Origin of the sequence: Xanthomonas sp. NCPPB 1128 (genome assembly GCF_001043115.1) — a bacterium.
Classification (GTDB): Bacteria; Pseudomonadota; Gammaproteobacteria; order Xanthomonadales; family Xanthomonadaceae; genus Xanthomonas_A.
Genome location: NZ_LFME01000003.1, coordinates 41,182 through 61,443, shown reverse-complemented (window position 1 = coordinate 61,443; position 20,262 = coordinate 41,182). Strand labels below are relative to the sequence as shown.

The 20,262-nt window shown below is 69.8% G+C and carries 16 protein-coding genes and 1 pseudogene; 2 read left to right on the top strand and 15 right to left on the bottom strand.

The features are described from left to right. Nucleotides 1-178: 178 nt before the first annotated feature. The 6 genes and pseudogenes from ACP93_RS03690 to ACP93_RS22095 form a co-directional block, all read right to left on the bottom strand. Nucleotides 179-1,612 carry a heavy metal sensor histidine kinase gene (locus ACP93_RS03690; RefSeq protein WP_048489434.1) on the bottom strand — a complete coding sequence of 478 codons (1,434 nt, stop codon included), beginning with the start codon at nucleotides 1,610-1,612 and terminating at the stop codon, nucleotides 179-181. Beyond that, on the bottom strand, nucleotides 1,609-2,292 hold the full coding sequence (locus ACP93_RS03685; protein ID WP_048489433.1) for a heavy metal response regulator transcription factor: 684 nt from the start codon (nucleotides 2,290-2,292) through the stop codon (nucleotides 1,609-1,611). The genes ACP93_RS03690 and ACP93_RS03685 overlap by 4 nt, the downstream gene beginning before the upstream one ends. Beyond that, nucleotides 2,289-5,441, bottom strand: a complete 3,153-nt coding sequence (locus ACP93_RS03680; protein ID WP_048489432.1) for an efflux RND transporter permease subunit — start codon at nucleotides 5,439-5,441, stop codon at nucleotides 2,289-2,291. Before ACP93_RS03680 ends, ACP93_RS03685 begins: the two co-directional genes overlap by 4 nt. Then, nucleotides 5,438-6,640 carry an efflux RND transporter periplasmic adaptor subunit gene (locus ACP93_RS03675; protein WP_048489431.1) on the bottom strand — a complete coding sequence of 401 codons (1,203 nt, stop codon included), beginning with the start codon at nucleotides 6,638-6,640 and terminating at the stop codon, nucleotides 5,438-5,440. Before ACP93_RS03675 ends, ACP93_RS03680 begins: the two co-directional genes overlap by 4 nt. Nucleotides 6,641-6,643: 3 nt before the next feature. Next, nucleotides 6,644-7,825: pseudogene (locus ACP93_RS03670) on the bottom strand (efflux transporter outer membrane subunit); the annotation flags it as partial. A gap of 12 nt (nucleotides 7,826-7,837) precedes the next feature. Continuing rightward, complete coding sequence (locus ACP93_RS22095) at nucleotides 7,838-8,143, bottom strand: hypothetical protein (RefSeq protein ID WP_204243631.1); 306 nt, start codon at nucleotides 8,141-8,143, stop codon at nucleotides 7,838-7,840. Between the two features lie 188 nt (nucleotides 8,144-8,331). On the opposite strand from ACP93_RS22095, the gene ACP93_RS03665 reads away from it, so the two are divergent. Beyond that, nucleotides 8,332-10,062 (top strand): glycoside hydrolase family 9 protein, encoded by a 1,731-nt coding sequence (locus ACP93_RS03665; RefSeq protein ID WP_228135945.1) that lies wholly within the window; start codon nucleotides 8,332-8,334, stop codon nucleotides 10,060-10,062. Nucleotides 10,063-10,354: 292 nt separating this feature from the next. On the opposite strand, the gene upp is transcribed toward ACP93_RS03665, so the two are convergent. Together upp and ACP93_RS03655 are read right to left on the bottom strand one after the other, a co-directional pair. Then, entirely contained in the window at nucleotides 10,355-10,987 is a 633-nt protein-coding gene (upp, locus tag ACP93_RS03660; protein ID WP_048489430.1) for a uracil phosphoribosyltransferase, read from the bottom strand. 124 nt (nucleotides 10,988-11,111) lie between these two features. Continuing rightward, a complete protein-coding gene (locus tag ACP93_RS03655) occupies nucleotides 11,112-13,295 on the bottom strand; it encodes a methyl-accepting chemotaxis protein (RefSeq protein ID WP_048489429.1) in 2,184 nt (727 codons plus the stop codon). 46 nt (nucleotides 13,296-13,341) lie between these two features. On the opposite strand from ACP93_RS03655, the gene ACP93_RS21640 reads away from it, so the two are divergent. Next, nucleotides 13,342-13,641, top strand: a complete 300-nt coding sequence (locus ACP93_RS21640) for a hypothetical protein (RefSeq protein WP_131721577.1) — start codon at nucleotides 13,342-13,344, stop codon at nucleotides 13,639-13,641. A 155-nt stretch (nucleotides 13,642-13,796) separates the two neighbouring features. Here the strand turns inward: ACP93_RS21640 and ACP93_RS03650 are convergent, their stop codons facing one another. From ACP93_RS03650 to ACP93_RS03620, 7 genes are all read right to left on the bottom strand, one after another. Next, nucleotides 13,797-14,129: a non-heme iron oxygenase ferredoxin subunit gene (locus tag ACP93_RS03650; protein WP_048489428.1), complete on the bottom strand. Its 333-nt coding sequence runs from the start codon at nucleotides 14,127-14,129 to the stop codon at nucleotides 13,797-13,799. Next, nucleotides 14,126-14,662, bottom strand: a complete 537-nt coding sequence (locus ACP93_RS03645; protein ID WP_048489427.1) for a GNAT family N-acetyltransferase — start codon at nucleotides 14,660-14,662, stop codon at nucleotides 14,126-14,128. Before ACP93_RS03645 ends, ACP93_RS03650 begins: the two co-directional genes overlap by 4 nt. Nucleotides 14,663-14,764: 102 nt before the next feature. Then, nucleotides 14,765-16,015, bottom strand: a complete 1,251-nt coding sequence (locus ACP93_RS03640) for a cysteine desulfurase (protein WP_048489426.1) — start codon at nucleotides 16,013-16,015, stop codon at nucleotides 14,765-14,767. After that, on the bottom strand, nucleotides 16,012-17,274 hold the full coding sequence (sufD, locus tag ACP93_RS03635) for a Fe-S cluster assembly protein SufD (RefSeq protein ID WP_048489425.1): 1,263 nt from the start codon (nucleotides 17,272-17,274) through the stop codon (nucleotides 16,012-16,014). Before sufD ends, ACP93_RS03640 begins: the two co-directional genes overlap by 4 nt. Beyond that, complete coding sequence (sufC, locus tag ACP93_RS03630) at nucleotides 17,271-18,038, bottom strand: Fe-S cluster assembly ATPase SufC (RefSeq protein ID WP_048489551.1); 768 nt, start codon at nucleotides 18,036-18,038, stop codon at nucleotides 17,271-17,273. The genes sufD and sufC overlap by 4 nt, the downstream gene beginning before the upstream one ends. 166 nt (nucleotides 18,039-18,204) lie before the next feature. Continuing rightward, entirely contained in the window at nucleotides 18,205-19,647 is a 1,443-nt protein-coding gene (gene sufB, locus ACP93_RS03625) for a Fe-S cluster assembly protein SufB (protein WP_017909661.1), read from the bottom strand. A gap of 15 nt (nucleotides 19,648-19,662) precedes the next feature. Then, nucleotides 19,663-20,121, bottom strand: coding sequence for an SUF system Fe-S cluster assembly regulator (locus tag ACP93_RS03620; RefSeq protein ID WP_017913833.1), 459 nt, complete (start codon nucleotides 20,119-20,121; stop codon nucleotides 19,663-19,665). Nucleotides 20,122-20,262 lie beyond the last annotated feature (141 nt).

The following is a 20,262-nucleotide window of genomic DNA, read 5'->3' as shown; positions in this document are numbered from 1 at the left end:
GCCGCAGCTCAACGCGACACGTCGTTCCCCTCGTAGGAGCGGCTTCAGCCGCGACGGGGCACTCCCGGTAACGCCCGTCGCGGCTGAAGCTGCTCCTACCGGGAGGCTTCCGTGCTGAGAGGCTTCCCGGCGTCGCCGGCATCCACAGGCGGCGTGGTGGCGCCGCGCCGCGCGTGCGTCACCAGCGCAGTGCAGCGTTCGCCGGCGGCGCGGCAGCGGCGCCGTCCAGCGCCACCGAAAAACCGATCGTGGTGATGCCGTCGCGGTGCTGTGCGAACACGCGCCCGCCGTGCATGCTCGCCACCGCCTTGACGATCGCCAATCCCAGGCCGTGGCTTTCGCGACTGTTGGCGCGGGCGGCGTCGCCGCGGTAGAAGCGATCGAACAGGCGCTGCAGATGCTCCGGTGCCAGCGCCACGCTGGGGTTGGAGAAGGCGATCAACGCTTCGCCGCCGCGCTGCGCGATCTCCACCACGATCGGCGCGGTGCCGGCCGAATGCTGGATGGCGTTGTGCAGCAGGTTGGACAGCGCGCGCCGCAGCAGCGACTTCTCGACCTGCGCCACCACATCGCCGCGCACTTCCACGCGCAGGCCGGCCTCGTCCAGCAGCACCTCGAAGAACTCGACGGTCTTGCCGACTTCCTCGGCCAGCGACGCATCCTCGCACTGGCGCGCGCGCTGGCCCTGTTCGGCGCGCGCCAGGAACAGCATGTCGGCGACGATCGCGCGTAGCCGCTCCAGTTCCTCCAGGTTCGACTGCAGCACCTGGCGCAGTTGCTCGGCATCGCGGTGCCGTGTCAGCGCCACCTGGGTCTGGCCGATCAGGCTGGCCAGCGGCGTGCGCAGTTCGTGGGCGACATCGGCATTGAAGCTTTCCTGCTGCGCGTAGGCGGCGTCGAGCCGGTCGAACGCCGCGTTCAACGAGGCGCCCAGATCCTCCAGTTCGCGCGGCAGCCGCGGCAGGTCCAGGCGCCGGCGGTCGTGCGGGCCGATGCGCTGGGCGTCGGCCGACAGCCGTTGCACGGGGCGCAGGCCGAGCTTGGCGGTCCAGTAGCCCAGCGCGCCGACCAGCGCGGTGCCGGCCAGGGTGACCAGCGCCAGGGCGATGTCGAAACGGCGCCGAGTGAGCGCGAACGGCGCGCTGTCCATCGCCGCGATCAGTTGTACCGGCGGCCGTACCGGCGTGGCCGGCAGCGCCTGGCCGATGGCCTGCCAGGCCTGCGGATGCGCGTCGGCGATGCCCAGCGCCTGCGGATCTCCGATGCGCACCAGGCCGCTGCGGCCGCGCGTGGCCGCCGCCATCGCCTCGGCGCCGCGCCCGTAGCGGAACGCGGGATCGGCGCTCCACAGCCAGAAGCGCAGGTCCGGCGCGCTGGAGACGCTGGCCAGGCGCGTATGCGCATGCGCGGCCAGGTCCGGCGAGCGGCTGTTGACCAGCATGTACTGCACCGCGTCCATGCGCGAGCGCAGTTCCTCGCGCTGGTGGCGGCGCAGCTCGTGCTCCAGCACCTGGTGCAGCACCAGCCCGATCAGGGCGAAGCCGAGCAGCGCGGTGGCCGCGAACAGGCCGGCCAGGCGCAGCGCGATCGAAGGCCGCGCCGGCGCGCTCATCCGGCCGTGTCCTCGCGTTCTTCCAGCACATAGCCCATGCCGCGCACGGTGTGCAGCAGCGGCGCGTCGAACGGCACGTCGATCTTGGCGCGCAGGCGCTTGATCGCCACTTCCACCACGTTGGTGTTGCTGTCGAAGTTCATGTCCCAGACCATCTCCGCGATCGCGGTCTTGGACAGGATCTCGCCCTGGTGCCGGGCCAGCGTCGCCAGCAGCGCGAACTCCTTGGCGGTCAGGTCCAGCCGCTGCCGGCCGCGCACGGCCTTGCGGCTGATCATGTCGATCTGCAGGTCGCCCACCCGCAGCAGCGTGCTTTCCTGGGCGCGACCGCGGCGCGCCAGCACCTGCAGCCGCGCCAGCAGTTCGATGAAGGAGAACGGCTTGATCAGATAGTCGTCGGCGCCCTCGCGCAGGCCCTTGACCCGGTCCTCCACGCTGTCGCGCGCGGTCAGCATGATCACCGGTGTGCTCTTCACCGAACGCAGCGAGCGCAGGATGGCGAAGCCGTCCAGGCCCGGCAGCATCGCGTCGAGCACGATCACGTCGAAGTCGTAGTGCAGGGCCAGGTGCTGGCCGTCGATGCCGTCGTAGGCCACGTCGACCGTGCAGCCCTGTTCGCTCAGCCCCTGCTGCAGGTAGTCGGCGGTCTTGCGCTCGTCCTCGACGATCAGCACCTTCATGGCTGCAGCGCCTCCGGCGCGGCGGTGCGTGCGCGGCGCGCCTGGCGCCGCTGCAGGTACCAGCCGTGCAGGCGGTCCAGGTACAGGTACACGATCGGCGTGCTGAACAGGGTCAGCAGTTGCGACAGCAGCAACCCGCCGACCATCGCATAGCCCAGCGGCCGGCGCAGCTCCGACCCGGCGCCGTGGCTGAGCATCAGCGGCAGGCCGCCGAGCAGCGCACACAGGGTGGTCATCATGATCGGCCGGAAGCGCATCAGGCAGGCCTCGAAGATCGCATCGCGCGAGGACAGCCCGCGTTCGCGTTCGGCATGCAGGGCGAAGTCCACCATCATGATCCCGTTCTTCTTGACGATGCCGATCAGCAGGATGATGCCGATCATCGCGATCACGCTCAAGTCGTAGCCGCCGGCCATCAGGATCAGCAGCGCGCCGACGCCGGCCGAGGGCAGGGTGGAGAGGATGGTCAGCGGGTGGATGTAGCTCTCGTAGAGCAGCCCGAGCACGATGTAGACCGCGATCAGCGCCGCCAGGATCAAATACGGCTGGGTGCGCAGCGAGGCGCTGAACGCCTGCGCGGTGCCCTGGAAGCTGCCGCTGAGCGTGGCCGGCACCCGCAGTTGCGCCTGCGCCTTGCCGATCGCGTCCACCGCATCGCCCAGCGCCGCCCCTGGCGCCAGGTTGAAGGAGATGGTCACCGCCGGGAACTGGCCCTGGTGGCTCACCGACAGGTAGCCGGTCTTGCTGGTGTCGAGCGTGGCGAAGGTGGATAGCGGCACCTGCTTGCCGGTCAACGGCGAGGTCAGGTACAGCCGCTGGAACAGCGACGGATCGCCCTGCAGCGCCGGCGTCACTTCCAGCACCACGTGGTAGCTGTTGAGCTGGGTGAAGTACTGCGCGACCTGGCGCTGGCCGATGGCGTCGTTGATGGTCGCGTCGATCTGCTGCGGGGTGATGCCGAAGCTGGCCGCGCGCTGGCGGTCGATGGTCAGGCTGGCGATCGGCGCGGCGTTCTGCTGGTCGGAGGCCACGTCGGTCAGTTGCGGCAGCGCCCGGAACGCCTTCAGCAGCTGCGGCGCCCATGTGTTGAGTTCGTCGAGATTCGCGTCTGTGAGGGTGTACTGGTACTGGGTGCGGGCCAGGCGGCCGCCGACGTTGATGTCCTGCCCGGCCTGCATGAACAGGGTGACGCCCTGCACGTGCGCCAGGCGCTTGCGCAGCCGCGCGATCACCTGGTCGGCGCTGGCGGTGCGTCCTGCGTCCTTGGGTTTGAGCGCGATCGAGAAGGTGCCGGAGTTGAAGGTGCTGGCGCCGGTCTGCATGCCGAAGGACAGCACGTCCGGATCGCGGCGGATGATGTCGGCCAGTTGCAGCATGCGGGTGCGCATCGCCGCCGAGGACGAGTCCTGCGCCGAATCGGCGGTGCCGGAGATGAAGCCGGTGTCCTGCTGCGGGAAGAAGCCCTTGGGCATCACCACGAACAGCGCAACGCTGGTGGCCACGGTCAGCAGGAAGCTGGCCAGGGTCAGCCGCGGGTGCCGCAGCACCGTCTCCAGGCCGCGCCGGTACGCCGCCAGCATCGCCTCGAAGCCGCGCTCGAACGCGCGCGCCAGGCGCCCCTGCGCCTGCTCGGCGTGCGGCTTGAGCAGGCGCGCGCACAGCATCGGGGTCAGCGTCAGCGACACCAGCAGCGACACCAGGATGGTCAGGCTCACCGTCACCGCGAACTCGCGGAACAGGCGGCCGACGATGCCGCCCATCAGCAGCAGCGGGATGAACACCGCCACCAGCGACACCGAGATCGAGACCAGGGTGAAGCCGATCTCGGCCGCGCCCTGCAGTGCCGCCTGCAGCGGCGCCATGCCGTCCTCGATGTGCCGGTAGATGTTCTCCAGCATCACGATGGCGTCGTCGACCACGAAGCCGACCGCGATGGTCAGGCCCATCAGCGATAGGTTGTCCAGGCTGTAGCCGAGCACGTACATCAGCGCCGCGGTGCCGAGGATCGCCAGCGGCACGGTCAAGCTCGGGATCAGGGTGACCACCGCGCTGCGCAGGAACACGAAGATCACCGCCACCACCAGCACGATCGACAGCAGCAGGGTGAACTCCACGTCCCGCACCGAGGCGCGGATGTTCTGCGTGCGGTCGGCGAGGATCTTGACGCTGACGCTGGGCGGGATCGACGCCATCAGTTTGGGCAGTGCGGCCTTGACCTGTTCCACCGTGTCGATGACGTTGGCGCCGGGCTGCTTGGTGATGGCGATCATGATCGCGCGGCCGTTGACGATGCCGCTGTCGGCCGGCGCGGCGGCGCCGGCGAAGCCCCAGGCGGCGATCTTGGCGTTCTCCGGCCCGTCCACCGCGGTGCCGACGTCGCGCACGCGGATCGTCGCGCCGTTGCGCCAGGCCAGCACCGCGTCGTTCCAGGCCTGGCTCTGCAGCAATTGGTCGTTGGTGGAGACGGTGAAGGCCTGGCGTGCGCCGTCGATCGAGCCGGTGGCCGCGTTCACCGTGGTGGTGGCGATCACCGCGCGGATGTCCTCCAGGCTCAGCCCCAGCGCCGCCAGCTTGGCCGGGTCCACCTGTACGCGGACCGCCGGCTTCTGCGCGCCGTACAGGTTGACCAGGCCCACGCCGGAGATGCGCGAGATCTGCTGCGCCAGCACGTTGTCGGCGTAGTCGTTGACCTGGGTCAGCGGCAGCACCCGCGACTGCACCGCCAGGATCAGCGCCGGCGATTCGGCCGGGTTGATCTTGCGGAAGCTCGGCGCGCTCGGCAGCGCACTCGGCAACTGCCCGGACGCGGCGTTGATCGCGGTCTGCACGTCGAGCGCGGCGGCGTCGATGTTGCGGTCCAGGTCGAACTGCAACGTCACCTGGGTCGAGCCGAGCGCGCTGGTCGAGGTCATCTGGCTCAGGCCCGGGATCAACGACAGCTGCCGCTCCAGCGGCTGCGCCACGTTCGAGGCCATGGTCTGCGGGCTGGCGCCGGGCAGGCTGGCCGAGACCTGGATGGTGGGGAAGTCGACCTGCGGCAGCGGCGCCACCGGCAGCAGCGGCCAGGCCACCAGGCCCAGCAACAGCAGCGCCATGGCAAGCAGCGAGGTGCCGATCGGGCGCTTGATGAAGGCGGCCGAGACGCTCACGCGTGCGCTCCCGCCGTGGCCGGTTTGGTGTGCCTGGCAGGCTTGGCTTCGACCACCTTCGCTCCGGGATGCAGCCGGTACTGCCCATCCACCACCACCCGTTGGCCGGCCTGCAGGCCTTGGCCGATCACCGTTTCGCCATCGGCCTCGTCCAGCACCTGCACCGGCTGGTCGCGCACGCTGCCGTCGCTGCCGACCACGTACACGAACTCGCCGTCCTGGCTGCGCTGCACCGCCGCGCTCGGCACCACCAGCGCGGCGGCGCGCATGCCCAGGGTGATGCGTGCATCCACCGTCTGTCCCGGCCACAGCGTGTGCGCGGCGTTGGTGAAGTGCGCCTTCATCGCGATGGTGCCGGTGCTGGTGTCGATCTGGTTGTTGAGCAGGGCGAGCGTGCCATGCGCCAGCACCTGTCCGCTGCCGTGGTCGACGGCATCCACGCCCACGCTCGACGGCGCGGCATGCAGCGCGCCGTTGATCTGCTGGAACGCGCTTTCCGGCAGGGTGAACTGCACCGCGATCGGGTCGATCTGGTTCAGCACCACCAGGCCGCCGGCATCGCTGGCGTGGACGATGTTGCCTGGATCGACCAGGCGCGCGCCGGCGCGGCCGTTGATCGGCGCGCGGATGGTGGTGAAGTCCAGTTGCACCCGCGCGCTGTCGATCGCCGCCTGGTCGCTCTGCAGGGTGGCGCGCAGTTGCGTCACCAGCGCCTTCTGCGTGTCCAGGGTCTGGCGGGTGGTGGCGTTGTCCTGCAGCAGTTGCGTGTAGCGCTGCAGGTCGGCCTGCGCATTGCCCAACTGCGCCTTGTCCTTGGCCAGTTGCGCGGTGGCCGCGGCCAGTTGCGCCTGGTAGGTGCGCGGATCCAGCCGCGCCAGCACCTGCCCGGCCCTGACGTCCTGGCCCTCGCCGAAGCCCACGTCGATCAGTTGCCCGTCGATGCGCGAGTGCACGGCCACCGAGGCGATCGGCAGCACGGTGCCGATCCCGGTCTGGCGGATCGGCACGTCCTTGCGCAGCACCGGCGCACTGGTCACCGGCACCGGCGGCGTGGCCGCGGCCGGTGCGTGGCGGGGGCGCAGCCACAGCACCAGCAGCAGCGCGACCAGCAACGCGGCGACGACGAACGGCCAGCGTCGCCGCGGCACGGCATGGCGCGCTGGCGGATCGGCGGGGCGGGTGGGAGCGGCGATGGACATGGGTTACTCCGGGACGACAGGAGCCGGCGTGGCGCCCGGCGAGGCGCCGCGCACGGCGGGTAGACGGGCGCTGTCCCAGTCGCCGCCCAGCGCGACCAGCAGCGCGACCTGGGCGCCGAACTGGCGCGATTGCACCTGCAGCAAGCTGCGTTGCGCGTCCAGCGCATTGGCCTGGGCGGCGATCACCGCGCTGTACAGGGCGGTGCCGGCGCGGTACTGGTCCATCAGCACGCGCTCGGCCTGCTGCGCGGCGTCGGCGGCGCTGCGCTGTTGCTGCGCCTCGCGCGCCAGTTCGCGCGTGGCGGCGAGTTGATCCTCCACGCCCTGGAACGCGCTCAACACGGTTTGCCGGTAGCTGGCCGCCGCCGCATCGAAGCTGGCTTGCGCCTGCGCGCGTTGCGCGTGGCGGGCGCCGCCGTCGAACAGCGTGCCGGCCAGCGCCGCGCCCACCGCCCAGACCCGGTTCGGCACGCTCAGCAGCGAAGCCAGCCCGGCGCCGTCGTAGCCGCCACTGGCGCTCAGCGACAGGGTCGGGAACCACGCCGCTACGGCGATGCCGATACCGGCGTTGGCCGCGGCCACGCGCCGTTCGGCGCCGGCGATGTCCGGGCGCCGCTGCAGCAGCACCGAGGGCAGCGCTTGCGGGGTCGGCGGCAGCGCCGGCAGCGGTGCATCGCTGGCCGCCAGCGAGAATTCGGCGGGGGTGTGGCCGAGCAGCACCGCCAGGGCGTGGTCCAGTTGCCGCCGCGACAGCGCCAGGTCGGTCGACGCCGCTTCGGTGCTGTGCAGAGTGGCCTCGGCTGCGGCCACGTCGGCGTCGCTGGCGACGCCGGCGCGCACCCGCGCCTGGGTCAGGCGCAGCGCGTCCCGGTACCCGGCCAGGGTGCGCTGGTACAACGCCAGGGTCTGGTCGTCGAAGCGCAACTGCAGGTAATCCGCCACGACCGCGGCCTGCAGCGACAGCCGCGCCTGCGCCAGGTCGGCGGCGCTGGCCTGGGCGTTGTCGCCGGCCTGTTCGACGCTGCGCCGGACCCGGCCCCAGAAGTCCGGCTCCCAGCTGGCGCTGAGTCCCAACGTATCGGCATCGCGCAGGCCCGGCTTGGGCGTGACGGTGCGTTCGCGCGTGGTCGCGGCCTGTACGCCGAGGGTCGGCGCCTCGGCGGCGCGCGCGCTGCCGAGCAGCGCCTGCGCCTGCCGCTAGCGCGCCTCGGCCTGGCGCAGGGTCTGGTTGGCTTGGTCGGCCTGCTCGACCAGGGCATCCAGCTGCGGATCGCCGTAGCGGGTCCACCACGCTACCGCTGGGGTGGCCGCGTCCGGCGCGGCGGGCGTCCAGCGGCTGTCGGCCTCGGCGAACGGCTGCTGCGCGCCGGCCGGCGGCGCCGGGCGCACGTAGTCCGGGCCGGCCATGCAGCCGCCGAGCAGGGCGCTTAACAGCACCACGCTCGGCAGTAGCGCGAGCGGCGCCAGGCGGCGGGAAGCGGGCGATGAGGGCAGGGCGGTCACGTGATCGGCGCCGGCAGCGGGAACAGGCCTGCACCGTAGGCGCCGCAGGGCGACCCCACGCTGACGCCTCGCTGACGGCGCTGTCAGGAACGCCGCCTGTGGCCGTCGTTGCCCGCGTCGCAGGCCGCACCCGTTACGTCCGCAACGTGGCGCTTGCAGCCGTCATCATGGCCCGCCAGTATCGGCGCATGAAGCTGCCCCATGCCCTGTCCTGCCTGTTCCTCGCCTGCCTGCTGCTGGGCGGTTGCACCTCGCATGCCGACACCGCCGTGCCGTCGCCGATCCGCCTGAACCAGGTCGGTTTCCTGCCTGCCGCGAGCAAGCTGGCGGTGGTGCCGGACGGCCACGGCGACGCGTTCTCGATCGCGCGCGCCGACAGCGACGAGGTGGTGCTGCGCGGCACCCTCGGCGCCGCCGCGGCGTGGCCGCCGGCGCAGCAGACGGTGCGCATCGCCGATTTCTCCGCGCTGCGCACGCCCGGCCGCTATCGCCTGCAGGTCGACGGCCTGCCGCCGTCGGACAGCTTCGCCATCGGCGAAGACGCCTACAACGCCCTGTCGCGCGCCGCGCTCAAGGCCTACTACTACAACCGTGCCAGCACCGCGCTGGACGGCGCCTACGCCGGCCGCCACGCGCGCGCTGCCGGTCATCCGGACGACCACGTGCTCGTGCATGCCTCGGCGGCCTCGCCGGAGCGCCCGGCCGGCAGCGTGATCGCCGCGCCCAAGGGCTGGTACGACGCCGGCGACTACAACAAGTACGTGGTCAGCTCCGGCATCACCGTCTACACCCTGCTGGCCGCCTACGAGCAGTTCCCCACCTACTTCAGCACCCACCCCGAAGGTATTCCCAACAGTGGTGGCGACGTGCCGGACATCCTGCGCGAGGTCGACTGGAACCTGCAGTGGCTGCTGGCGATGCAGGATCCGCACGACGGCGGCGTGTACCACAAGCTGACCAACCTGGACTTCGCCGGCATGCAGATGCCGGACCAGGCGCGCGCGCCGCGCTACGTGGTGCAGAAGAGCACCGCGGCCACGCTCGACTTCGCCGCGGTGATGGCGCAGGCCAGCCGCATCTACGCGCCGTACGACGCGCAGTTCGGCGGCATCTCCACGCGCATGCTGGAGGCGTCGCGACGCGCCTGGGCCTGGGCGCAGGCGCATCCGGACGTGGCCTACAAGCAACCGGCCGACGTGCATACCGGCGCCTACGAAGACACCCGGTTCGACGACGAGTTCGCCTGGGCCGCGACCGAGCTGTACCTGGCCACCGCCGACGACGCGTTCTACGAGGCGGCGATGGCGCGCAAGGTGCCGGCCAGCGTGCCCGATTGGCGCCAGGTCGGCGGGTTGGCGTGGATGTCGCTGGCGCAGCACCGCGCGCGGCTGACCCCGCGCGCCGACCAGGCGCGCATCGCCGACGAGATCGAGGGGCTGGCCGATCATCTGGTGCAGGTGTGGCAGGGCTCGGCCTGGCGGGTGACGATGCGCGACGCCGACTTCCACTGGGGCAGCAACGCCACGGCGATGAACCAGGCGATGATGCTGCTGCAGGCCTACCAGCTGCAGCACAAGCCCGAATACCTGCAGGCCGCACAGTCGCAACTGGATTACGTGCTCGGCCGCAACCCGCTGGGCATGTCCTTCGTCACCGGCATCGGCGCGCGCTCGCCGATGCATATCCACCATCGCATCTCCATCGCCGACGGCGTGGCCACGCCGGTGCCGGGATGGCTGGTCGGCGGCCCGCAGCCGGGGCAGCAGGACGCGGACGCGTGCAAGCACGCCTACACGTCGTCGCTGCCGGCGCTGTCGTACCTGGACAAAGAATGCAGCTACGCCACCAACGAAGTGGCGATCAACTGGAATGCGCCGCTGGTGTACGTGAGCGCCGGGCTGCAGGTGCTGCAGCGCTGATCCGCGGCCGGCGCGAGGGCGTCGCTTAGGGCGTGTCACCCATTCCCGAGTATGCCGCGTTGGGTCTGGCAGGCGCGCTGCCGGCGTTGCGTGGCGCAGCGCCTGACTGGCCGTCAGGTCAAGCCGCGCGGCGCCGGCCGCGCGCCTGCCAGGCCCAACCCGAAGGGCCGCGGTTGCGCGCGCCCGTGGCTGCGTCATCGCTCGGGCGTGGACGCACGTCCACTTCCTCGTCCTTCCTTGCCACAGGCACGCGCAACCGCGGCGCGGCATGCTCGGGGATTGATGACACGCCCTAGCCCAGGCGGGTGCCGAAGATGCGGTCGCCGGCGTCGCCCAGGCCCGGCAGGATGTAGCCCTTCTCGTTGAGGTGGTCGTCGATGGCGGCGGTGTACACCTCCACGTCCGGATGCGCCGCTTCCAGCGCCTGCAGGCCTTCAGGCGCGGCGACCAGGAAGATGCCCTTGATCCGCCGCGCGCCGGCGCGCTTGAGCATGTCCACGGTGGCGATCAGGGTGCCGCCGGTGGCCAGCATCGGATCCAGGATCAGCGCATCACGCTCTTCCAGGCGGCCGGTGAGCCGTTCGAAGTAGGGCACCGGTTGCAGCGTCTCCTCGTCGCGCTGCAGGCCGACCACGCTGACCCGCGCCGCGGGAATCAGCGCCAGCACGCCGGGCAGCATGCCCAGCCCGGCGCGCAGGATCGGTACCAGGGTGATCTTGGCGCCGGCGATGCGCTGCACCTGGGTCGGGCCGGCCCAGCCGTCCATGGTGTGGGTCTCGGTCTCCAGGTCGGCGGTGGCCTCGTAGCCGAGCAGGGTGCCCAACTCGGTGACCAGTTCGCGGAAGCCCTTGGTGCTCAGCGCCGCGTCGCGCAACAGGCCGATCTTGTGCTGCACCAGCGGGTGGCGGACTTCGACGATCTTCATGGGCGCGCTCGCAAGGGGGAGGCGCACAGTGTGCCGCAGCCGGCTCCGACGCCGCCAGGTGTCGGTGCCGGCGAACGGCCTGCGATGCATCGGGAAGACGCATCACAGGCCGTATCGCGGTGGCTCAGGCCGCGGGTTCGAGCGCCTCGGTGGCAGATGCCTGCGTGCGCGGCGCGGACACGCTGCGCGCCGCACCGGGTGCCGCGGTATGACGCGTGTCGATCTTGAATACCGCCACCGCCTGGGTCAGTTGGCCGGCCTGGTCTTCCATCGACCGCGCAGCGGCGGTGGCCTCCTCCACCAGCGCCGCGTTCTGCTGGGTGGCCTCGTCCATCTGGGTGACGGTCTGGTTGACCTGCTCGATGCCGGCGGACTGTTCCTGCGAGGCGGCCGAGATCTCGCCCATGATGTCGGTGACGCGCTGCACCGAACCCACGATTTCCTGCATGGTCTTGCCGGCCTGGTCGACCAAGGCAGAGCCCTCGGCAACGCGGCCGACCGAGTCGTCGATCAGCGTCTTGATCTCCTTCGCTGCACCGGCCGAGCGCTGGGCGAGCGTGCGCACTTCGCTGGCGACCACCGCGAAGCCGCGGCCCTGGTCGCCGGCCCGCGCCGCTTCCACCGCGGCGTTGAGCGCCAGGATGTTGGTCTGGAAGGCGATGCCGTCGATGACGCTGATGATGTCGGCGATCTTCTTCGAGGACGCCTCGATGCCGCTCATGGTCGCGACCACCTGACCGACCACCGCGCCGCCCTGGGACGCGACCGAGGCAGCGCCCACCGCCAGCTGATTGGCCTGGCGCGCGTGCTCGGCGTTCTGGCGGACGGTGGAGGTCAGCTCCTCCATGGAGGCCGCGGTTTCTTCGAGGCTGGCGGCCTGCTGCTCGGTGCGGCGCGACAGGTCGTCGTTGCCGCTGGCGATCTCGCCTGCGGCGGCGCTGATGCTGCTGGCCGCGGTCTGGATGCGCGCGACAATGCCGGTCAACTGGTTGCTGGTGGCGTTGGCATCGTCGCGCATCCGCGCGAACACGCCATGGAAGTCACCCTGCATGCGCGCGGTGAGGTCGCCGCCGGCGATGGCCTGCAGCAGCGCCGACAGTTTGCCCAGGTTGACGTCGCTGACCTCCATCATTGCGTTGAGGTCCTGCACCATCAGCCGGAAGTCGTGCTGGAAGAGCTCGGCATCGCCACGCGCGCTGAAGTCGCCGGCGGCAGCCGCGGCGGCCAGGCGCTTGATCTCGGTGTTGATCGCCAGCAGGCTGGCCTTGGCCGCGTCCATCGATTCGTGCAGCACCGCACGGCTGCCGGGCAGGCGGCGCGCGTCGCGGCGCAGGTCGCCGCGGGCGTACTCGTTGAGGATCTCGATCGCCTCGACGATGGCGTCCAGGTGCTCGAACATCATGGTGTTGATGCCCTGGCTCAGCTCGCCGTACACGCCGGGGAAGTCCTGCGGCATGCGGTGGGTCACGTCCTTGTCCGCGTGCAATTCGATCATCCGCGTGGTTTCGCGGGAGAAGCGCTGCAGTTGGGTCTGCATGCGTCCCATCGCCAGCAGCAGGCGGCCGGGTTCGTCGCGCGCGTCGGTGGCCACGTCGTTGTCCAGGCGGCCGTCGGCGATGGCCTCGGCGGCGCGGGTGGCACGGGCCAGCGGCACGGTCAGGCTGCGGGTGATCAGCCAGGCCAGCAGGCTGCTGACCAGTACCACGGCCACGCCGCCGGCGATGAGCAGGAAGCGGCCGCGTGCCATGACCGCGGTCGCGTCGGCGTAGGCCTGTTCGCCGTTGTTGCGTTGCCAGCCGGCGTAGGTGCCGATCGCATCGCGCCAGCGCTGGGTGGCCGGCGCGGCCTGCTGCAGCAGCACCTTCATCGCGTCGTCGGACTTGTAGTTGAGGCCCAATTCCAGCACTTGCTGGTTGACGGTGCTGGCCTCGGCATATGCGCGGTTTATCTGCTCGCGCAGTGCGCGATCGCGCGCATTCGTGGCCGGCAGGGCGAACAGCTTGTCGCAGTACTCGCGATAGCGACGCAGTTCCTTCACCATGATCTTGGCGAAGGCGATGTTTTCTTCTTGCGTGGTGGGGAGCACGATGTTGCGCAACTGGATGCCGATGTCGGAGCTGGCATCGAGCATTTCGTTGGTATAGACGATGCTGGAGACCGTGCGACGGGCGACGGTATCCAGTTGGGTGCGCGCCTGCGACAAGGTGAACAGGCCGCCGACCACCAGGCCGCAGGACAGCAGGATGAGCAGGCCGAAGGCAAAGGAGAGGCGTCGGGAGACGTTATAGCGGTGCAGAAGAGCGGTCATGCTCTGGTCCTAGCAGGGGAAGGGAGTACCAGGGACGGTCGCGAACTTGATAGAAGTCAAAAAGCAACAAATATTTCACGCAATCGTGACGCAATTGCATATTCGTCTACCTCGTTTCTCCTTAACGGCCGAACGATTGGGATCTTTAATCGAATCGATCGAGATGGTCTTTCCATCCCAGTTGCTGCGCTGCGCCCGTGCCTGCGGCGGACGTCCTGCTGTCTGGTCGCCTGTGGGCAGTGACGTGCTGCATGTGACTGGGATCACCCCGGGCAACGGCCGTCGCACCCGGGAAGATGCCGCGGAAGACCCTTCGAAAGAGGTGGCTGGCCGAGGGGTGCAGTGACGCGGCGCGACTTCAGGGAGCCTCTACGACTACGGAGCCCCACTGTTTCAGCCGCGACAGGCTTTTCCGGGAAGGCCGGTCGCGGCTGAAGCCGCTCCTACGAAGGAACGACGTGTCCGGCTGGGCCGCGGCAAAGCGCGCTATTGGAAGTGCCTTCAGCCGCGGTCGTCGCGTGTCCACAACCCGCCGTGCTCGGACTTCACCGGAAACTTCGGCACCGGGCCGTAGGCGGGCGCGCACAGCGCGCGGCCGTCGCGCACGTCGAAGCGGGCACCATGCAGCACGCACTCGATGCTGCCGGTGGCGGGATCGAAGGTGCCGGGCGACAGTTCGTAATCCTCGTGGCTGCAGCGGTCCTCCAGCGCATAGAACTGGCCGTCGAAGTTGAACACCACGATCGGCGTGTCGGTCACCTCGTCCCACACCGTCTTCATTTCGCCGGGCAGCAGTTCGCCGTCGGCGCAGACGAAGGTCCAGGTGCCGCTCATGCGGCACCGCCCAGCGGCTTTTCCAGCACCTCGAAGCGCAGGTCGTCGCGACGGGGCTGGCCGAAGCGCGCATCGCCGTACGGAAACGGCTTCTTGATGCCGGTGCGGCGGTAGCCGCGGCGCTCGTAGAAGGCGATGAGTTCCTCGCGCAGGTCGATCACGGTCATCCGCATCAGCGGCAGCTGCCATTCCTGCCAGGCGATGCGCTCGGCCTCGGCCAGCACGGTCTTGCCCAGGCCGCCGCCCTGCGCCTGCGGCTGCACCGAGAACATGCCGAAATAGCCGGCGCCGTCGTCGTCGGCGACATGCGCGCAGGCGATCAGTTCGCCATCGCGTTCGGCCAGCAGCACCAGGCTGCGCGGGCGCAGGATGTCGGCGCGCAGCACCTCCCGATCGATGCGGTTGCCGTCGAGCAGATCGGCTTCGGTGGTCCAGCCGACGCGGCTGCTGTCGCCACGATAGGCCGAGGTGACCAGGGCGGCGATGGCGTCGAGATCGTCGACGGTGGCGGTGCGGAAGGTGAGGGTGTGCATCGGCCGATTTTAAGCCTGGCGGCCGGGATTCGGGAGTGGGGATTGGGGATTCGCCAAGGCGGTGCTTTTACCAATCCCCAATCCCGACGGCCCAATCCCCGCTCACGCCAGCAGCGTCCGCACCTTGCGCAAGGCCGCCACGAAACGCTCGATCTCCTCGTGCGTGTTGTAGAACGCCAGCGAGGCGCGGCAGGTGGCGGCGACGCCGTAGAACTGCAGCAGCGGATGCGCGCAGTGCTGGCCGGAACGCACGGCCACGCCTTCCAGGTCGAGCAGGGTGGCCAGGTCGTGGGCGTGCGCGCCCTCGATCAGGAACGACACCACCGCAGCCTTGCCCGGCGCGGTGCCGAACAGGCGCAGGCCGTCGATCCGCTGCAGCTCCTCGGTGAGGTGCGCCAGCAGTTCGGTTTCGCGCGCTTCCACGTGCTCCAGCCCGAGCGTCTGCAGATAGTCCACCGCCGCGCCGAGGCCGACGAAGCCGGCGATGTTGGGGGTGCCGGCCTCGAACTTGTGCGGCGGGTCGTTGAACACGGTGCCGTCGAAGCTGACTTCCTTGATCATCTCGCCGCCGCCCAGGAACGGCGGCATGGCCTGCAGGTGTTCGCGCCGCGCCCACAGTGCGCCGGTGCCGGTCGGGCCGCACATCTTGTGGCCGGTGATGGCATAGAAGTCGCAGCCGATCGCGGCCACGTCCAGCGGCCGGTGCGGGGCGGCCTGCGAGCCGTCGATGACGCTGACGATGCCGCGCTTGCGCGCCTCGCGGCAGATTTCGCGCACCGGATTGACCGTGCCCAGCACGTTGGAGACATGGGCCAGGGCCAGCAGCTTGACGTCGGCGGTCATCGCCGCGCGCAGCGCGTCCAGGTCGAGCGCACCAGCGGCGGTGATCTCGGCGACCTTGACCGTGGCGCCGGTGCGCTGCGCGACCAGTTGCCAGGGCACGATGTTGGCGTGGTGCTCCATGCGCGACACCAGGATGGTGTCGCCGGCACGCAGCCGCGGCAATGCCCACGAGTACGCCACCAGGTTCAGCGCGAAGGTGGCGCCGCTGCACAGCACCAGTTCGTCGGCGCGCACGTTGAGGAAGCTGGCGAGCCGGGTCCTTGCGCCCTCGTAGGCCTCGGTGGCCTCGCTGCCGAGCGCGTGCACCGCGCGGCTGACGTTGGCGTTGTGGCGGCGGTAGAAGGCGTCGGTCGCCGCGATCACCTGCAGCGGCTTCTGCCCGGTGTTGGCGTTGTCGAAGTACACCAGCGGCTTACCGTGCACTTCCCGCATCAGCAGCGGGAAGTCGCGGCGGACCGCGTCCCAGTCCGGCGCCTGTGGCGCGGTGGCGTGCGCGGCGGGCCCGTTCATGCCACGCCTGCGGCGCTCAGCGCCCGCTCCAGTCGCGCCAGCAGGCCTTCGCTCAGCGCCGGTTGCAGCGTGCCCAGCGGTTCGCGGCAGAACGCGGCGGTCAGCAGTTGCTGTGCGCGTTCCTGCGGCAGCCCGCGCGAGCGCAGGTAGAACAGTGCATTGGCATCGAGCTGGCCGACGGTGGCGCCGTGCGCGGCCTTGACCTCGTCGGCATCGATCACCAGCACCGGCTGGGTATCGATCTCGGCGTCGGCGGACAACAGCAGGTTCTTGTTCGACAGCGCCGCGTCGGTGCCGTCGGCGCCGTGGCGGATCCGGATGCCGCCATGGAAGGCCACGCGGCTGCGCCCGGTGGCGACGCCCCGCCACAGCAGTTCGCAGGCGGTGTCGCGGGCGATGTGCTCGATGCCCAGGCGGGTGTCGAGCTGGCGCCGGCCGTTGCCGAGCAGCACGCCGTTGGCGACCAGCCGGGCGTTGTCGCCCTCCAGGCGCACGTTGAGTTCGTGCCGGGCCAGCGCGCCGCCCAGTTCCAGGTCCACGCGCCGATAGTGCGCATCGCGCGCCAGCACCGCATCGGTGCGCAGCAGCGCGGTGACGCCGGCCGCCTCGTCCTGCACGCGCGCGTGGCTCAACTGCGCGCCGGCGGCCAGGTGCACGTGCGCCAGGCTGTTGCTCAGGTGCGCGGCATCGCCGGCATGCAGATGATGCTCGACCAGCGCCAGTGCGGCGTCCTGGCGCAGTTCGATCAGGTGGCGGTGGTGCCAGGCCAGGTCGGCCTCGGCGGCGGTGGACACGAACACCAGGTGCAGCGGCAGTTCCACGCGCACGCCGGCGTCCACCCGCAGCACACAGCCTTCGTCGGCCAGGGCGGCGTTGAGTTGGGCGAACACCTCGTCGCTGCGTTCGAAGCGGCGGCCGAGGAAGCGCATCGCATCGTCGCCGCTGCGCAGGATGGTCGACAGCCGCTGCAGTTCCACCCCGGCCGGCAGGCCGGACAAGTCCGACAGCGCATCGCTGGCGCGGCCGTTGACGAACACCAGGCGCGGCGCCGGGATACCGTCGAGCAGCGCGGCATCCACCGCCGGCGCGGTCTGCGGTGCGGGGGCGAAGCTGCGCCGTTCCAGCGCGCGCAGCGAGGTGTATTTCCAGGCTTCGCTGCGCGTGCCGGGCAGGCCGTCGCGCAGCGCTTGCTCCAGCGGCGCGCGGCGCGCGCCATCGCCATGGAACGCGGCGGCCAGCGAGTCGAGCAGGGCGCTCATTGCAGCGCCGCCTCGGGCGCCACGCGCTCCTTCAGCCAGGCATAGCCGTGCGCTTCCAGCTCCAGCGCCAGTTCGGGGCCGCCGGTCTGCACGATGCGGCCGTCGGCCAGCACATGCACCACGTCCGGCTTGATGTAGTCGAGCAGGCGCTGGTAGTGGGTGATCACCACGAACGCGCGCTCCGGCGAGCGCAGCGCGTTGACGCCCTCGGCCACGGTCTTGAGCGCGTCGATGTCCAGGCCGCTGTCGGTCTCGTCGAGGATCGCCAGCTTCGGTTCCAGCACCGCCAGCTGGAAGATCTCGTTGCGCTTCTTCTCGCCGCCGGAGAAGCCCTCGTTGACGCCGCGGTGCAGCAGCTCGTCCTTCAGATGCAGCACTGCCAGCTTCTGCCGCACCAGCTTGAGGAACTGCATCGAATCCAGTTCGGCCTCGCCACGCGCCTTGCGCTGCGCATTGAGTGCGGCGCGCAGGAAGTAGGTGTTGTTCACGCCGGGGATTTCCACCGGGTACTGGAAGGCCAGGAACAGGCCGGCGGCGGCGCGCTCCTCCGGTTCCAGTTCGAGCAGGTCGGCGCCGTCGAAGCGCACGCTGCCGTCGGTGACCGCGTAGCCATCGCGGCCGGCCAGCACATTGCCCAGGGTGGACTTGCCAGCGCCGTTGGGGCCCATGATCGCGTGCACTTCGCCGGGCTTCACCTGCAGTGACAGGCCCTTGAGGATGTCCTTGCCGGCGACGGAGGCGTGGAGGTTTTCTATGGTGAGCATGGGATAGTCCATCAACATTCTTGATTAGCCCCTCTCCCACCGGGAGAGGGGTTGGGGTGAGGGTGCGGTGCGAAGCATCTCGCGGCGTTCGGGTGCAGGAGGCTTCGCCTGTACCCTCATCCGGCGCTTCGCGCCACCTTCTCCCGATGGGAGAAGGGCGACGCTGTCAGCCGACGCTGCCTTCCAGCGACACTTCCAGCAGCTTCTTGGCTTCCACCGCGAACTCCATCGGCAGCTCGCGGAACACCTGCTTGCAGAAGCCGTCGACGATCATCGACACCGCGTTCTCCTGGTCGATGCCGCGGGCGCGGCAGTAGAACAGTTGGTCGTCGCTGATCTTGGAGGTGGTGGCCTCGTGCTCGACGGTCGCGGTCGGATGCTTGACCTCGATGTACGGGAAGGTGTGCGCGCCGCACTGCTTGCCGATCAGCAGTGAGTCGCACTGGGTGTAGTTGCGCGCGCCTTCGGCGCTGCGCTCCACCTTGACCAGACCACGATAGGTGTTCTGTCCGCGGCCGGCGCTGATGCCCTTGCTGACGATCTTGCTCTTGGTGCGCTTGCCGACGTGGATCATCTTGGTGCCGGTGTCGGCCTGCTGGCGGTGATGGGTCAGCGCCACCGAGTGGAACTCGCCGACCGAGTCGTCACCCAGCAGCACGCACGAGGGGTACTTCCAGGTGATCGCCGAGCCGGTCTCGACCTGGGTCCAGGTGATCTTGCTGCGCGCGCCGCGGCACTCGCCGCGCTTGGTCACGAAGTTGTAGATGCCGCCGCGGCCTTCCTCGTCGCCCGGGTACCAGTTCTGCACGGTGGAGTATTTGATCTCCGCGTCTTCCAGCGCCACCAGCTCGACCACCGCCGCGTGCAGCTGGTTCTCGTCGCGCATCGGCGCGGTGCAGCCTTCCAGGTAGGACACGTAGGCCTTGTCCTCGCACACGATCAGGGTGCGCTCGAACTGGCCGGTATGGCCGGCGTTGATGCGGAAATAGGTGCTCAGTTCCATGGGGCAGCGCACGCCCTTGGGGATGAACACGAAGCTGCCGTCGGAAAACACCGCCGAGTTGAGCGCAGCGAAGAAGTTGTCGCCGACCGGCACCACGCTGCCCAGGTACTGCCTGACCAGCTCCGGGTGTTCCTTGATCGCCTCGGACATCGAGCAGAAGATCACGCCCTTCTCGGCCAGTTCCTTGCGGAAGGTGGTGCCGACCGAGACCGAGTCGAACACCGCGTCCACCGCCACGCCGGCCAGCTTGGCGCGCTCGTGCAACGGCACGCCGAGCTTGTCGTAGGTGTCCAGCAGTTCCTTCGGCACCTCGTCCAGCGAGGCGTACTTCGGGCCCTTGGGCGCGGAGTAGTAGCTCAGCGCCTGGAAGTCGATCGGCGCGATGTCCAGCTTGGCCCAGTGCGGCATCGGCATCTTCAGCCAGTGCCGGTAGGCGGCCAGGCGCCAGTCGGTCATCCATTCCGGCTCGTCCTTCTTCACGGACAGGGCGCGCACGACGTCCTCGTTCAGGCCGGGCAGGAACGAATCGGATTCGATGTCGGTGACGAAGCCGGCGTCGTAGCGACGTCCCAGCCGTTCCAGGATTTCAGCGTTTTCGGTGGCCATGGGGCTGCCTACAGGTCAGGTGGTCGCGAACCGCACGGCAATGGGACGCCGTTTCGGATCGCCGGAGGGGGGGAGGGGGTGAAGCATCTGCGCCAGGGTCACGCCGCGCAGGGCGTCGGCGACCACGTCGTTGATCAGCCGCCAATTGGAGCGCACGCCGCAGGTCTGGGCGATGCTGCACTGGCTGCCGTGGTGGCTGCACTCGGTGATCGCCAGCGGACCTTCCATCGCCTCGACGATCTGGATCAGGGTGATGGCGTCGGCCGGGCGTGCCAGCCGATAGCCGCCGCGCACACCGCGCAGGCCCTCGACCAGGCCGGCCTGGGCCAGCGGCTTGAGCAGCTTGCTGACCGTGGGCGGCTCCAGCCCGGCCTGTTCGGCCAGTTCGGTCGCGCTCAGCACTTCGTTCGGACGCGCGGCGAGCACGGTCAGCACGACGGTGGCGTAATCGGTGAGCTTGGTGACGCGGAGCATGGCGACGCGGTGGTTTTTCAATGCGGACCGAAATTGTACTCTTTTGCGCCGCAGCGTCCAACCGGGCCATTCATCTTTTCTTTCGATCGCGGCGATTGGGGGATCGCAGCGGCCGCGGTCGCCGGTCCGGGAGGCACGGGC